Below are 15,376 nucleotides of genomic sequence, written 5' to 3' on the forward strand. Positions count from 1 at the left end.
TGTGTTCCGGAATTGACTCGAGCCACCCTCAGTACTACCTCGGATACATTGAAATGCGTACGGAAGGGGGACCGGTGACGATGATTATGGGGGATGCGGAACTCGCCGGAGAAGGGGCCGGTACACGTCTGAGAACCTGGGTCGGGCATTGGGAACTATGGTCCGGACCACGCGGAGTACCCGCGATTTTTCTTGTCGTGGAAGGACTTGCGGCGGCGGTCGCGGTCATCGCCCTGCTCCGATCGAACTACGGGATTACGGAATTCGTCCGATTCGGATCACTGCTCGGCCTCGCTTTCGTCCAGGCCGAGCTTTCTCGTTCGGTGGAACGGTTGCGGCGTACCCTCTGTGACCGGCCACACATCAACATGACGTCGGTGTGGACGTTCGCGGGGGTGCTCGTCCTTCCGTCTGGCCTCGCCGTCACGCTCGGCCTGCTCATCTACCTGCATCTTTGGCTCCGGGTGTGGCGGGGGATGAGCCACCGCCCGGCTTACCGCGTCGTGTACTGCGCGGCGGCGATCGTGCTCTCGTGCCTGGCTTCGGGAGTCATCGTCGCCGGCTGGAACGGCCTGCCGGTCGGGTTCACCGGATCACTGCGGATCGTCGAGGCGGCGGCCGTGTTCACCGCCGCGAACGCGTTCATCGTGGCGCTCTCGGTCTACCTGCACACCGGAGGCCGATCCCCGCGCTCCCTGTTCGGCACCGGTGACGACAACCTGCTGGAAGTCACCACCCTGGTGCTCGGGACCTCGACCGCGCTGGGCATCGTCCACGCGCCCGCGCTCGTCCCGTTCGTCCTGCTGCCGGTGCTGGTGCTGCACCGCAGCGTGCTGGTGCGGCAGCTGGAGATCGCGGCGAACATCGACGGCAAGACCGGGGTCCTCAACGCGCACGCGTGGCATCTGCTGAGCGAACGGGCGCTTTCGTCGGCGGCCAGGACGAAGAGCAAGCTCGGGGTGCTGATGCTCGACCTAGACCACTTCAAGCAGGTCAACGACGTCTACGGCCATCTCGCGGGTGACGTCGTCCTCAAGGCCGTCGCGACGACGATCTCCGAGCACGTACGCGATTACGACTCCGTCGGGCGCTTCGGTGGCGAAGAGTTCGTCGTGCTGCTGCCCGGCGCGACGGAGACCGAGGTGATCCCCGTGGCCGAGCGGGTCCGGCAGGCGGTGATGGCGCTCGAAGTCGAGGTCGCGACGGCTTCGGGACCTCGGATCGTGCGAGGACTTTCGGTGTCGATCGGCGTCGCGGTCTACCCGTCCGGCGGGACCGTCCTGGAGCGCCTGCTGCACGTCGCCGACACCGCGCTCTACCAGGCGAAGAACAGCGGCCGGAATCGCGTCGTCAGCTTCGCCGCGGCCTGAAGACCACGCATCGAGGCCACGCGTTTCGTCCTCTGGATGCGGTAGTCGCGCACGCAAGGACCGCATCCAGAGGACGAAACGCGTTCTACGTCAGTCGACGTCCATCGCGTTCGGATCCTTCTTGCCGGTGTCGAGCGGTCCGAAGCCGCCGGCTTCGAGCTTGTCCCAATCCGCCTTGGTCGGCTTCTTGTACGTCTCTTCGTGGATCCTCGCGACTTCTTCCTCGTAGGTCTCGCGGTTCTGCCGCTTCATCTCCTCGGGCCACTCCCCGGTCCGGATGGTGTCCCGGGTCATGTGCAGTTCCTTGACGTCGTGGCTGCTGAGCGGCGGGGTGGACGCGGTCGTGCCGGGACCGGTCGAGTAGGTGAGGCCCTTACCGCCGGCGTGCGCGTCGTCGATCATCTTGTGGTACGAGTCGTCCGCGATCTTGCCGTCGAGGGTGTTGTCGGTGTTCTTGAACCCGTCACGGAAGGCGTAGTCGAGCTGGTTGAGCTGGATCGCCGTGTTCGGGTCACCACCCTCCAGCGCGTTGCGCTCGGAGTCGCGGTACTCCTGGCTGTTCTTGAACCCGCTCGGATTCTTCGAACCCTCCGTCAGGTCCTGGTCACCCTTGTTACCGGTACCGATATGCGACGCGTGCGCGGGTTTGGCCTCCTGATAAGCCCAGGCGTGGTTCTCCAGGTCCTTCTGGTCGTCACCCGAACCCCGCTTGCCGCCACTGCCGCGACCGATCGCCTCGTAGGGGACCGGGTGCTCGGACTCGTGGGACTTCCCGGAGACCTTCTCCCGGCCGTCGTTCTTGAGCTCGTTGTCGTACTTCGCCGTGAGCCGGTTCTGCTCACGGGTCTTCGCGCCGTGCGTGCCGTCGAGGTAGCTCTGCGGTGGCCGCCGCGGCTTCTTCGGTCCTGGTGCCGGTTTCGGCTTGGTGACCCGGTTGCCCGAGGACTTCGTCTTGCCGCCACCATTCCGGCCTCCTCCCTTGGCGCAAGGAGTCTTCGACGGCCTTGTCGGAGCGAGGCCGAGCGGGTCGATCATGTCCGTCGGGTTGCCGACGTAGGCCAGGGAGTCCGACGCCGGTTCGAGGCCGAGCGGGTCGTGCGAGAGGTACCGGCCGGTGTCCGGGTCGTAGTAGCGCTTGAAGTTGTAGTGCAGCCCGGTTTCCGGGTCGTGGTACTGGCCCGGGAAACGCAACGGCGTGTACGCCTGCCCCGGCGGGGAAAGCACCTTGCCCCACAACGACGTGTGCAGATGCCAGACGACGTTGCCCGCTTCGTCGAGCAGTTCGCTGGGCGAGCCGACGAGGTCGGTGACGATCGCGTGAAAGCGGGCGTCGTGGCCGGAGAGCCGTTCGACCTGGGTGATCGGCCGTTCCGCGCCCGGCTCCCAGTCCCAGACGACGGCGGTGCCGCCGCGGATCTCCTCGGCGAGGTTCGTGCCGTCCCAGGTGAAGTCGATCTGTTCGAGGATCCGGCCCTGGATGTCGAGATGCTGTTTGGCGATCCGCCGTCCGAGCGCGTCGTAGTGGTAGAGCCACCGCTCGCCGTCGGGGGTGACGACGCCGGTCAGCCGGTCGTCGGAGTTCCACTGGTAGGTCCAGTCCCGGCCGAGTTTGCGGCGGGCGATCGTGCGGCCTTCGCTGTCGTGCAGGTACGACGTCGAACCGGCACCGATCATCAGGGTGCCCTGGTAGCGCCGCGGTCCGACGGCGGGATCCGCGCCGGGCCAGCCGGCCTGCGTGATCGCGCCGGCGAGGTTGTAGGCGTAGCTTTCCCGCCAGCCCTGCCCCTGGATGTCGACGACCCGGCCCGCGCGGTCCACCTGCAGCGAGCGCGGTCCGGACAGCAGATCCGCGATCGACGAGACGAGGCCGTCGCGCAGGTAGCCGTACTCGCGGCGCTGCACGATACCCCGGTCGTTCGAGACGATCTGCGACGTCAGCCTGTCGGCGGTGTCCCAGTTCTGCCGCAGTTCCACCGACGTGCCGTCCAGCCGTCGCAGCACTTCACGGCCGGAAAGGTCGTACTCGAAGCGCAGGGTACGGCCGGCGGTCCGGAGCGCGATGGGGCGATTGGCGGCGTCGTAGGCGAAGAACGACTCGGCGCCCGACGGCGTACGCCGCGCGACGCGACGGCCGACGGCGTCGTATTCCGAGTGGACGGTCCGGCCGTTAAGGGATTCCGCGACGACCCGGCCCAGCGCGTCGTAGGTGATGGTGACTTCGGAATGGGCGTTGCGCGCCGAGGTCATCCGGTCGGCCGCGTCGTAGGTGAACGTGGCGACGTCGTCGTCCGCGCGGCGGCTGACGACCCGGCCGAGCGCGTCGCGTTCGATGGCGATCGTCTGGCCGAGACTGTTGGCGCGCAGCACCAATTGCCCGGCCGCGTCGTAACCGTAGCGAGTGGTACGGCCGTTGAAGTCGGTCTCGCTGATCAGGTTTCCGGCGGGATCGTAGTCGTAGCGCCAGGAAAGGCCGTGTTCGTTGGTGACCGACACCAGGCGCAGCTCGGTGTCGTACACATAGGACAGCCGATCGCCGTCCGGGCCGATCTCGGCGACGGGCAGGTCGAATTGCGAGTACTCGGTGCGCACCGCGAGTCCGCGGGCGTCCACGGCTTCGTCGGTGTAGCCCTCGGTGGTGCGGTTCCAACGCCAGACGGAACCGTCGGGGTCGATCTGTTCGGCGATTTCCCCGAAGCCGTCCCACTTCGTCCGCGTGACGCCGCCGAGCGGGTCGGTGACCGAGGTGGTCTGGCCGAACTCGTCGTAGGTGTACCGCGTGACCCCGCCGAGCGGATCCGTGACGGCGACCGGCAGCCCGGCCGCGTTGGACTCGATCAGCGTGACCCCACCGAGCGCGTCGGTCACGACCGCGACGTTGCCCGCTTCGTCGTAGCCGTAGGTGGTGGTGGCGCCGGTCGGATCCGTGGTCCGGACGAGCTTCCCGCGGGCGTCGTACTCGCGGCGCCAGACCGCGCCGTCCGGTCCGGTCATGCTGGTCCACCGGTTCAGCGCGGAGTACTCCGCGAACGCGCGGCCGCCGTCCGGCTGGGTCACCGCGACGACGTTGCCCTCGTCGTCCATTTCCCACCGCGTGGTGCGGCCCACCGCGTCGGTGCGGCTGAGCAGTCTGCCGAAGCGGTCGAGTTCGTAGCGGGTGGTGTTGCCCAGCGGATCGGTCTCCGCGATGACCCGGTGCAGTTCGTCGAGCTGGTAACGGCTGACGTGCCCGAGCGAGTTCGTGACCGAGGTGACCAGGTTCTCCCGGTCGTACTCGATACCGACGTCGAGGACGCCGTCGGAGCCCTGCGCGCGTACGACGCGGCCTTCGGAGTCGAAGCCGTAGCGGTACCAACGGCCGTTGACGTCCTGCCAGCGCACGATCCGGCCCTCGGCGTCATAAGTGAACCGCAGGGGCAGACCGGCGGCGTCGACGATCTCGACCAGCCGCCGCCGCTCGTCGTACCGGTAGTTCTGCAACGCGGTTTCCGCGCCGGGCAGCCGAAGCGCGGTGACGAGCCCGTCCTTCGACTCGATGAGAAGACGGTAGCCCGCGGAGTGGACCAGTTCGCGGGGGACGCCGTTGTCGTCGTAGTGCAGGAAGATCCGGTGCCCGTCGCCGTCGGCGATCGCGCGCAGCGGGAGGATGTCCCCGGTGCCGGAGAAGAGCAGCACACCGTCCGGAGTGGACACTGCGTAGCCGTCGTCCAATTTGGACAGCGCGAGTCGCTGTCCGAAGGTTGGATAGACGGGGGCGTCGGAGACTGGGACCGGGTAGGTCAGCAGTGTCCCGTCGGCGAGCGCGAGGTGCAGCCCGTCGTCTTCGACCTCGATGCGCTGGTCCACAGTGGACGCCCAGGACGAGCCGAAGAACCGGCCGAACCGGTACGACGAAAGATGCGTCCGTGACAAGGTCAGCGGCAGGATCCCGGCGAACACGACGTCGTCCTGGGTCAGCATCATCGAACCGGTCGCGACGTCGATCGGGTCACCGCAGTCGTTGCGGTTCTTCGGCGGGACAGCGTTCCCTGGATCGTTGTCGCCGTCTTTGATCCGCTTGTCCGGCGGCGGTGTGGGACCGCCCCGATCCTTGGGCGGCGGGGGCGGCGAACCCGACGGCGTCGTCGGCCCGTCCGTGGACTCGTTCTTCGGCGGAGGGGGCGGATCCGACTTCGCCGGTGGCGGCGGATCGTTCTTCGGTGGCGGCGAGCCGGACGGTGTCGTGCCGCCGTCCGGGCTGCCCTTGGGGGTGGTGCCTTCGTCCAGCTTGTTCGGCTTGGACCCGGGCGCGCCCTTGCCCGGCTGCAACTTCTTCAACGCCTTCGCCGCGTCGCCGAACAGGTCGTCCGCCCGCTTCAGCAGCGGCATCAGCGCCTGCAGTGCCTTGACCGTCTTCTTCGTCAGGTTCGCGATCTTGCTCGCGGTCTTCGCCACGGCGTTGACCACCTGCGGGACCACCCAGGTCAGCCCGATGCCGAGGGTGAACAGCACCTGCAACGCCCAGCTGATCATGTGCCCGATCAGTTCGGCGATGATGTCGCGCACCAGCGCGCGCACGGCGGCGACGACCTCGCCCGCCGTCTTCACCCCGCTGGACGCGCCTTCGCAACCCGCCTTCGCCGCGTCCAGCAGTGTGACCGTGTCCTTGGCCCGGTCACGGTAGGCGTCGGCCGCGACCCCGGTCCAGCTCTGCAGATCGGCGGAGACCATCCCGGCCAGATCCGCGCCGACCTCGCCGAGTTCGGCCGCGATGTTCTTCCAGGTCTCGGCGTTCGCGGCGATCTCGTCGGCGTTGCCGGTGAGCGCGTCGAGCGCCTCCTTGAGCGGACCGACGTGCTCCATCAGCCAGCCGACGCCGTTCGCGAGGATCGCGCCGAAAGGGTCCATCGCCATCGACAGCGCGTCGAGCGCGGTCCCGACCGCGCCCAGCGCGACCGAGGCCCAGTCGCCGCTTTCGATGGCCGACTTCAGCTCGAACGCCGACTCCAGCAGTGACGAGCCGGTGTACGCCTTCGTCGAGTCCTTGACCTCCGCGACCAGCGGATTACCCACAACGACCTTCTCAGTGGTTCAGGAAAGACGGCCTCACCAGGGTGAGTTGCCTTCGTCTTCCGGGGCTTCGTGGCGCTTCTCGCGAGGCGCCTGTGACGGTGGGGTGTCGGCGGAGGACGACGGGGGAGGGGGAGAGGGCGAGGACGGGGGCTCTTCCTCTTCCAGCTCGGGGAAGCGGCTGCGCAGGGTGCCGATCATCAGCGACCGGGTCTCCTGGTCCTCGTCGCCGAGCGTTTCCTGCATGACCTCGGCGACCCGCGTCGCGATCCCGGACTGCGCCTGGCGCATGGTCGCGAGGATCTGGCGCGACAGCTCCTCCAACGGGTACGTCCTGGCCTTGTTCCCGAATTCGAGCTCGGTCACGCCACCGTCCGCCCCGACGGTGACCTTGACGGCGCCGTCGGAGCTGGACGCGGTCAGCCGCAACTGCTCGGTCCGCTCTTGGGCGGCCGCGTAGCGCTGGGCCTTGTTCTCCAGCCCTTCGGCCCACTGGTCCAGCTTGCGCTGAGCCTCTTCGGGGTCCCGCATGAGTTCCCCGAGCCCGTTCGCGCCGGTCACTTCACTCCTCCGATGTGCAAGGCCTTGAAGTCGGCCTTGAACGGTTCCGCGTTGTCCCGGTCACCGTCCACATAGGACTTCGAGGCGGTGCGGACGTTGTCGGCCAACGCCAGGACGGCTTCCGCGCCCGCTTTTATCGCCTCCGCCGCGCGTTCGCCGGTCGGGTTGACGATCGGCGGGAGGAACGCGCACAGCAGGCCGTACGCGTCCGCCGACATCGCCGAACCGGTCGCGCCCTGCGCGGTCTCCAACCGGTCCACGAGCCCTTCGAGATGGCTCGCGTGCGCGGTCAGGTCGTCCGGATCGACGTCGAACGAAGCCGTCATTTCCAGTCCTTGTTCTTCCAGTCACCGATCACCGGCGGTGCCACCACCTCGTCCGGGGCGAAGAAGGACGGGTCGTCGGACTCGACGTAGTCGGCGACCTTGTGTTCCTTGTCGTCCTCGCCCTTTCCCTTGGCGCCGCCGGGTGCCATGCCGCCCATCGGACCCATGGCGCCGGGAGTACCGGCCTTGCCGGAACCGGCCGCCCGGGCCGCGGCCGCTTCGGCGTCCATCGCGCCCGCGCCGACGGCTCCGCCCATCCCGAGCGAGCCCGTCGACCTTCCGGCGCCGGCGAGGCCGCCGCCACCCGCGCCGGTACCGCCAGCACCGATGCCACCGAGGTTGCCGCCACCGCCGCCGCCCGGGATGTTCGGCAGGTTGGGGAGCTTGGGCGGGGTGTACGGCGTGCCCTTGTACGAGCCGCCGTCCGGGATCGAGGGCAGTCCGCCGAGCCGCCTGCCGATGTTGTCTCCCGAGCCGCCGGGGTTCCCGATCGGCGGGATCTTCGGCATGACCGGGCCCGGCCCGCCGGTCGGCCGGTTCGGGATGGGGATGTTCGGCGGGGTGTACGGGAGGCCGCCACCGGGACCGGTGCGCGGACCGCCGCCTTCAGGGATGGTCGGCATCTGCACGTTGGGCGGCTGGTACGACGGCGGTTGGATCGACGGCGGCGTGTAGCCGGTGGTGTGCGTCCCGTCGTCGAACTTGGGCAGGTTCGGCATGGTCGGCCCCGAGGCCGCCGCGGGACGGTAGCCGTCGCCGCCGGTCGGCAGGTCCGGTACGGAGATGCCGGGCGGATTCGGGTGCGAACCAGGACCGCCACCACCGGGGAAGCCACCACCGGGTGTTCCGCCGGAGGGACCGTTCGGCGAGTTGAACGGCGACACACCGCCGGGACCACCGGCTCCGCCTCCGTGCGCCGTCCCGTCCGTCGAAGCGGCGATGCCATCCGGGCCCGCGCCGTTCGAGCCCACGTCGAAGGGGCTGGGACGCTGCGTCCCGTCGGCGTTCTCGGGCGAGTTGGGGTCGCGAAGCGCGTGGGCGGGCGAACCCGCGCCACCGCCGGCCGGAGTCCCCCGCAACTGCCGGGTCGCCTGCGCGGACGGCAGCTTCGGCGGGGACGGGAACGCCGGGGTCGCGATCGCCGAGCCCACCGTGGTGTCGAACTGGGTCATCACCTGAGCGGCCCGGTCACGCGCGTCCTGCTGCTTCTTGAAGGTTTCGAGATCCTTCCCGAGCTGCGACATGTACTGGTACGGGTCGGTGATCGTCTGCAGGTTGGCGTTGGCCTCCCGCACGTCGAACGGCACCGGCGGATTCGCCGCCATCTGCTTCTGCGTCTCGTTCAGCGTCTGCGAGTGGATCTGCTGCTGACGCCCGGTCAGTGTCGCGCCGTTCGCGGTCGCGCCGAGCCATTTGCCGACGCCGGCGAGGTGCTCGCGTGCCGCGTCGCCGCCTTCGCCCTGCCAGTTGGCCGTGCTGGCGTTGATCGCCTTGGCCAGGTTGCGCTGGTGCGTCGCGAGCTCGTTGCCGATCCGGACCCATTCCTCGGAGGTCTCGCCCACCGCGGCCGAGTCCGCGTTGTCCACGATCGCGGCCTGCATCTGCTCGTGGGTGGCGTTCGCCCAGACCGTGGACGGCGGCTGGCCGGGGTTGCGGATCTCGAGGTCCTTCTCGAGCCCTTGGCGCGCGTTCTCCAGCTGCTTCTCGTACATCCGCTGGGTGAACATGTCCTTGAACCCGTTGAGCGCGGTGTCGCCCCAGCCGAGCAGGTTGAACAGGAGATCGGTCCCGGCCGTGGCGCCGGCCCGGATCTCGTCGCCGGACGCGGCCTTGTCCGCCAGCGGCCCCACGTAGTACTCGGACGACGAGTCGGCCGTGACGTCGTAGAACGGACTGTTCGGGTCGTAGTCCTTCGAAGTGGGATCGGAGACCTTCGTGGTCTTTTCCGCGGAGTCGCTCACTGGTCTCCCCTTCAGATCTCGGTGTCGATCCGCGTCAGATTGCGCTGGTTCTCGTCGTCGCGTTCCCGGTAGTTCCGCTTGCCGAGTTCGATCGCCTCGACGTAGGTCGGGAACTCGGCGCGGGCCGCTTCGAGCTGCGTGAGCAGGCCTTGCGCGTCGGTCGCGGTGCCCTGCATGTGCCCGGACACCCAGCGCGCGGTGGCGGTGCCGCTCATCGGCGGTGACTTCTGCAGCTTGGTCAGCGCGGTCCAGCGTTCTTCGAGGCTGTCGAGCACACCTTGGAGCGAGCGGATCATCTCCTCACCGGTGGTGTCGTCGACGGCGAAGCCACCCTGCTTGGCCATCAGTTTCAGGTCCCGGCCAGCCAGGCCGACACGCGTCGCCGCCATCATCGGCGTGGCGTCGGCCAGTTTCGCTTGGACCGGTTGTGCTTCCTCGGTCACGGAGGATCCTCTCGCCGGGTTCAGGAAGGTCAGTAGATGTCCGCGATGGCGTCCCGGATCGCGTTCGCCACCCCGGACTGGCTTGCCGGTTCGTAGTGCCCGACCACGGCGCCGGAGGCCTCGTCGGTCTCGGTCCAGACCAGGTACCGGCCGTCTTCGGTGTCGAGCCAGCTCAACGGCGTCGACCGGAGCCGTTCGCCGCGGCGGCCGATGCCGCTCACGATGATGTGCCCGCCGCCGAGACGGGTTCCGGACAGCACCTTCTCCAGGACCGCGACATCGCCTTCTTCGCCACGCGGTCGAGCCGGTGGCTCCGGCCGGGCGCGGACGACGCCGGTGAACTGGAGGTTGCCGAACGCGTCGGTCTCCTCTTCGTCGAACTCCGCCTCGGCCTGACGGCGCGCGGCCATCGCGGAGACGGCGCGCTCCTCCTTCCGCACGATCGTGCGGCGGCCCGTCGACGCGGGCCGCATCCGCGGCAGGACGCCGGCGAGCACCTCGACCAGCTCCTCGTCCGCGAAGAGCGCGAACTGGAGGACGTCTTCACCGTGCGCCTGCGTGATGCCGAGGGCCTGCGCGCCGTCGGTGACGGTGAGGACGGCGATGTCCTGGCCGATGCCGTCGATGCCGTTGATCGAAACGGTGATCCGGTGGTTCGCGAGCAGCGCGAACGCGGTGCGGATGGCGGGGTTCAGCTCGCCGTTGATCGACAGGCGGCGCTGTTCGAGATCGGTATAGACCTTCCGGATGAGCGCGGTGTAGCGCTCCGGGTCGATCGAAGTGTTGCGGACGCGTAAGGGAAACAACCGGACATCGACGCCGAGCGCCTGCCCGACCACGGTCGCCTCCACCGTCCCCAGCGCGAAATCGGCTCGTTCAGCCATGCTTCTGCGCTACTCCCTCGCGGGGGTGCGACCCCGTCCCGATCGGCTGACCTGCAAAAAGAGCGCCGACTTTGTTAATGGCGAAAACAAACTAGCACAGCGCATGACTGTACGGAACCGTACGACCACCGGTGTAGCCGATGGAATGGATCACAGTGCCCGATCGGACGCTTTTCTTGCCCCTAAAGGAAAATCGGTCACCGGCGGTAGGTGTCCGGCGGGCGCGGCAGGGCGGCGGTGGCCGTTCGGCTCACGACCCACTTGCGGCGGGTGCGTAGGTCGACATCCGGCGGGCGACGTCCGTCCGCGAACGCGCGCCGAGTTTCCGCAGGACCTTCGCGACATGCTGCTCCACGGTGCGCGGGGAAAGGAACAGTCCGTCTGCTATCTCCCGGTTCGTGCGCCCGTCGGAGAGCATCCTCGCGACCTCGAGTTCCCGGGGCGAAAGCTCCTGGCCGTAGCCGCGCCGCCCGCGTTGCGAAGGCGCCCACGCGCCATGCTCCCGCAGCTGATGGCGGCACCGTCCGGCGTCCCGGGTGGCGCCGAGTCGCTCATAGGCCTCCGCGGCCGCGGCGAGGTCCTCGATCGCCTTGCGGTTGCCCGCGGTCAGACGGCACAGCGCCGCCCGCTCCCGGGCGCCGATGGCCTGGTACGGCATCGGCAGCGCTTCGTAACCCGCCGCCGCCTCGTCGAAAACCGTTGCCGCGACGGGATGTTTGCCGCGCGCGTCGAGCAGGATCGCCTGGCCGGCGAGCAGCGCGGCCGCGGAGACGGGGGAGTCCTTGCCTTCGACGCCGCGGGCGAATTCCTCGACCACGGCGTCCGCCTCCGACCAGCGTCCGGCCCGCGTGTAGGCCTCGGCCGCGGCCGGGACCAGACCGGCCGCCCACACCCAGACGCCCTTGCGCCGGGCCGCGGCGACCGTGTTGTCGGCCACCGCGCAGGCACCCTCGACGTCGTCCGTCGCGAGGAGCACCCGGATCAGGACCCCCGCCGCCGAAAGGACGACGGGGATGGGCCCGTGTTCCGGAGCGTGCACGCTCGCGGCGGCCAGATGTCGTTGCGCGGCGGCGAATTCCCCGCGGACGGCGGCCAGGCCACCGAGGACGAGCGACGATTCCATGACGATCGGACCGAGGTCCGGATAGGCGTCGCGGATCCGTTCGGTGGCCTCCGCGAGCCCGGCCCACTCACCGCGCACCCAGTCCAGTCGGACGCGGGTGCCTTGCGCGAGTCCGGCGGCGTAGAGGGCGCCGGCGTCGGTCGCGCGGCGGATCCCTTCGGTGACCAGCTTTTCCGCCCTGGTCAGATGTCCGGCCCAGGATTGGGCGTCGGCGAGGTTGCACCACAGCCGCGCGAGCTGGACGCGCTCGGCGACGCTGCCGCCCTGGTCGGGCAGCTCCTGGAACTCGGCCCACGCCGAGCCGTCGCCGATATGCGCCCTGGTCGAGATCCGGTCGCCGATGAGCGCCAGCCGCAGCTCCGGGTCTTCGAGCCGGTCGAAGACCTCACGGGCGCGTTCCATCCAGACCTCGTGCCAGGACAACGGGGTCAGCCCGTCGATCGGCTGGGCGAGCAGGTTGATCCCCCGGGCGGCCAGTTCCGGCTCGTCGACCAGTTCGGTGATGGCCTTCTCCACCTCGACCCGGCCGCGGCCGAGTCGCCCGATGGTGCGAACCAGCAGCATCCCGAGGCTGAGCCGGATCGTCCCGCGCGCACTCGGGCGAAGGTCGGTGAGGTCGTCGAGGATTCGCTCCAGTGTCTCGATGACGTCCGGGCGGAATCCACGCAAGGCGACCTGGCTGAGTTTCGTGGCCAGCCGGGCGATGTCGTCCTCGCCGAGCCCCGCCTCCGCCAGTACCGACTGGAGCAGGTCGATCGCGCGGGACGTGTCACCGTGGGCGATGGCCTCGTCGGCGGCGGCCTCGGCGTAGTGGCGCCACTGTTCGGTCCGTCCGGCCGCGCGGGAGTGGTTCGCCAGCAGCGTCAGCGGGGGAACCGGCTGATCGGAGAGCACCTGGATGGCGCGTGAGTGCAGCAGGGTGCGCTCTGGCCCGCTGATCGTGTCGTAGACGGCCTTGCGCGCCAACGGATGCCGGAAGCCGTAGCGGTCGCCCCCGAGTTCGCCCAGTACCCCGCCGTCCAAAGTGGACAGAAGGGCCGAGCGGAGTTCGTCGCCGGTGAGACAGGCGAGTTCGCCGATCACCGAGGGTTCGGAGGCGACGGCGAGCACCGCCGCCGCGCGCGCCAGCCGGATGGCGGGGTCCGGCAGCGTTTCGAGCCGTTCGGTGATGGCCTCACGCAAGGAGATCGGGACTTCGAGGCTCTCCAGCAGCCGGTCAGAGAGCACCTCGCCGATGGGCAGCTGTCCGGCGGCGTCACGCAACGCGCGCAGCGTCTCTTCGACCACGAACGGGATCCCGGCGGTGCTTTCGTGGAGTTTCGCGGTGAACGACGCGGAAACCCTCGGCAGGTCCAGCAATTCCTCCGCCAACTTGCCGACCGCATCGACGTCGAGGGGGCCCAGTGTCACGCGGGCGGTCTGGACGTTCGGCGGGGTGCGGAACGGGATGCCCGCGCCTCCGTGTCTAGACGGTGAGCCGGTCCGGTACGCCGCGACGACGGCCAGTTCGGACGGCATGGCCGCGGCGAGGAACCGCATCAGGTCACGGGTGCCCTCGTCGGCCCACTGAAGATCGTCGATCAGGACGAGCGTGGGCCCGCAGGCGATCAGGAGTTCCCGGACGGCGCGGAACTGGCGGTGCCGTTCGGCGCACGGGTCGGCGAGTGGTTCCGGTTGGGGCGGAAGGCTTTCCGCGAGTTCGGGCAGCAAGGGTCTCAGTACCCCGGCGACCGGGCTGAGCGGGCCCAGCGGCCGGTCACCCGCCGACCGCAGTGCTTCCAGCACCGGTCCGAACGGGAACGGCTCGCGCATCGGCTGACCCGCACCGAAGAGCACCCGGCCCGCCGCGAACTCTCGGCGTCCCGCCAGTTCTTCGAGCAGCCTGCTGCGGCCCATCCCGGGTTCGCCTTCGATCAGCACGGCGGCGGGACGGCGCAGCAGAATCTTCACGATCGCCGAGACCTCGACGTCGCGGCCCACCAGTGCCGTCGATCCGGCGCGGACCGAAACCGAGGTCGGGCGAGGGGTGGCAAGCCACATCATGCGCTCCTCGGTGGGGAGTTCCCGGTGAGCCCGACACGATCTTGTGCGTTGTCCTGCGGAGCCTAAGCACTGCCTACCTGGTCGTAAACCACCCAACCCGGACAGCACGGGCACCCGATGAGGCCGTCCGCGAACGCACCGTCACCGGTTGGCTGACGGATCGTCGGTTGGAAAATCACCGGGCACCCGAAACATCGGCGACAAACCCGATTCGGCGATTCATCCCACGTTCAGGGGGTGGCGACGACTACACAGGGTATTCGCTCGAAACCCTACTTACGGACGTGTCCGTCCGGGTGTCGGCTTTAGGTGACTGCCCCTGGAGCAGGGGATTCGGCCGCCGAAGAATGGGTATACCTATCCCCCGCCGACCCGGATTGCGGGCGGTCTCCGGTTCCACGACTCTCACCCGTCGGGGGAGGGCAATCGCATGGCGAACCGGAGCCGTGCGTGATGACGAGGGAGAAGCATGAAGATCACGAAGCTCCTCGGTGTGGCCGCCACGGCAGCACTGGCCACCGGCGCGCTCGTCACGGGCACCCCCGCGGCAGCGTCCTCGGACACCCTGCTGAACGCCGAAATGGTCCCCGCCCTGCAGCGGGACCTCGGCCTGACCGCCGACCAGGCACTCGCCAGGATCCAGAGCGAGACCGCCGCCGGCGCGCTCGAACAGAAACTCGCTTCGGCACTCGCCGGCAGCTTCGGTGGCGCGAGCTACAACGAGGCCACCGGCAAACTCCGCGTCGGCGTCACGGACGCGGCGAAGCTGGGCCAGGTGCAGGCCAGCGGCGCGGAGGCGGAACTCGTGCGCTTCTCGGCGGCCCAGCTGGATTCCACTGTGGACAAACTGAACGCGGGTGAGCGCGCGGCGGACGGCGCGATCACCGGCTGGGGTGTCGACACCAAGACCAACCGTGTGACGTTGAACGTCCTGCCGGGCAAGGGCGGCACCGTCGACTCGTTCCTGGAGAAGACCGGCGTCGACAAGACCGCCGTCTCGGTGGTCGAGACCGCGGGGGCGCCGACCTTGAAGTACGACGTCCGTGGTGGCGACGCCTACTACATCAACAACTCTTCGCGCTGCTCGATCGGCTTCTCGGTCAACGGCGGCTTCCTCACCGCCGGGCACTGCGGTCCCGGCACGGTGACCGGATCCAACCGGGTCGCGATGGGCTCGTTCGCCCGCGCCAGCTTCCCCGGCAACGACTACGGCCACGTCCGGGTCAACAGCAACTGGGTGCCGCGCGGCATCATCAACAACGGCACCCGGGTGAGTGGCTCGAGCGAGGCCGCGACCGGCGCCTCGATCTGCAAGTCGGGTTCGACCACCGGCTGGACCTGCGGCACGGTCGGCGCCAAGAACCAGACCGTCCGCTACGCCGAGGGCACGGTCTACGGCATGACCGCCACCAACGTGCGCTCCCAGGCCGGCGACTCCGGCGGCTCGTTCATCGCGGGCAACCAGGCCCAGGGCATGCTGTCCGGCGGTAACAGCTCGGTGACGTACTTCTTCCCGGTCCGGCCGGCGTTGTCCGCGACCGGGACATCCCTGGTGCTCGGCTGACCCCAGCCCCGGTCGCCGAGAACCACCGAAGAGGACGAAGGGCGGGCCGAGTGCC

The 15,376-nt window shown here is 69.1% G+C and carries 9 protein-coding genes; 2 read left to right on the forward strand and 7 right to left on the reverse strand.

What is annotated here, in order from left to right; translation table 11 throughout:
* Window positions 1-197: 197 nt before the first annotated feature.
* A complete protein-coding gene (locus AVL48_RS26085) occupies window positions 198-1,370 on the forward strand; it encodes a GGDEF domain-containing protein (protein ID WP_244162518.1) in 1,173 nt (390 codons plus the stop codon).
* A 90-nt stretch (window positions 1,371-1,460) separates the two neighbouring features.
* On the opposite strand, the gene AVL48_RS26090 is transcribed toward AVL48_RS26085, so the two are convergent.
* From AVL48_RS26090 to AVL48_RS26120, 7 genes are all read right to left on the reverse strand, one after another.
* Window positions 1,461-6,419: an RHS repeat-associated core domain-containing protein gene (locus AVL48_RS26090; protein WP_061980307.1), complete on the reverse strand. Its 4,959-nt coding sequence runs from the start codon at window positions 6,417-6,419 to the stop codon at window positions 1,461-1,463.
* 33 nt (window positions 6,420-6,452) lie between these two features.
* Window positions 6,453-6,977 (reverse strand): YbaB/EbfC family nucleoid-associated protein, encoded by a 525-nt coding sequence (locus AVL48_RS26095; protein WP_061980306.1) that lies wholly within the window; start codon window positions 6,975-6,977, stop codon window positions 6,453-6,455.
* On the reverse strand, window positions 6,974-7,303 hold the full coding sequence (locus tag AVL48_RS26100; RefSeq protein ID WP_061980305.1) for a type VII secretion target: 330 nt from the start codon (window positions 7,301-7,303) through the stop codon (window positions 6,974-6,976). The genes AVL48_RS26095 and AVL48_RS26100 overlap by 4 nt, the downstream gene beginning before the upstream one ends.
* Window positions 7,300-9,264, reverse strand: a complete 1,965-nt coding sequence (locus AVL48_RS26105) for a hypothetical protein (protein WP_061980304.1) — start codon at window positions 9,262-9,264, stop codon at window positions 7,300-7,302. Before AVL48_RS26105 ends, AVL48_RS26100 begins: the two co-directional genes overlap by 4 nt.
* Before the next feature lie 11 nt (window positions 9,265-9,275).
* Window positions 9,276-9,707 carry a hypothetical protein gene (locus tag AVL48_RS26110; RefSeq protein WP_061980303.1) on the reverse strand — a complete coding sequence of 144 codons (432 nt, stop codon included), beginning with the start codon at window positions 9,705-9,707 and terminating at the stop codon, window positions 9,276-9,278.
* 29 nt (window positions 9,708-9,736) lie between these two features.
* The gene (locus AVL48_RS26115; RefSeq protein WP_061980302.1) at window positions 9,737-10,591 is read right to left on the reverse strand and encodes an ESX secretion-associated protein EspG; all 855 of its coding nucleotides are present in this window, start codon (window positions 10,589-10,591) and stop codon (window positions 9,737-9,739) included.
* A gap of 250 nt (window positions 10,592-10,841) precedes the next feature.
* Entirely contained in the window at window positions 10,842-13,754 is a 2,913-nt protein-coding gene (locus AVL48_RS26120; protein ID WP_061980605.1) for an ATP-binding protein, read from the reverse strand.
* A gap of 472 nt (window positions 13,755-14,226) precedes the next feature.
* On the opposite strand from AVL48_RS26120, the gene AVL48_RS26125 reads away from it, so the two are divergent.
* Complete coding sequence (locus AVL48_RS26125) at window positions 14,227-15,321, forward strand: S1 family peptidase (protein ID WP_061980301.1); 1,095 nt, start codon at window positions 14,227-14,229, stop codon at window positions 15,319-15,321.
* Window positions 15,322-15,376: the final 55 nt, after the last annotated feature.

Source organism: Amycolatopsis regifaucium (genome assembly GCF_001613935.1).
GTDB classification, from domain to species: domain Bacteria; phylum Actinomycetota; class Actinomycetes; order Mycobacteriales; family Pseudonocardiaceae; genus Amycolatopsis; species Amycolatopsis regifaucium.

Coding starts and splice junctions, on each gene's coding strand:
- AVL48_RS26100 (WP_061980305.1), bottom strand. CDS start 7,303: ATGACGGCTTCGTTCGACGTCGATCCGGACGACCTGACCGCGCACGCG.
- AVL48_RS26115 (WP_061980302.1), bottom strand. CDS start 10,591: ATGGCTGAACGAGCCGATTTCGCGCTGGGGACGGTGGAGGCGACCGTG.
- AVL48_RS26120 (WP_061980605.1), bottom strand. CDS start 13,754: ATGTGGCTTGCCACCCCTCGCCCGACCTCGGTTTCGGTCCGCGCCGGA.
- AVL48_RS26125 (WP_061980301.1), top strand. CDS start 14,227: ATGAAGATCACGAAGCTCCTCGGTGTGGCCGCCACGGCAGCACTGGCC.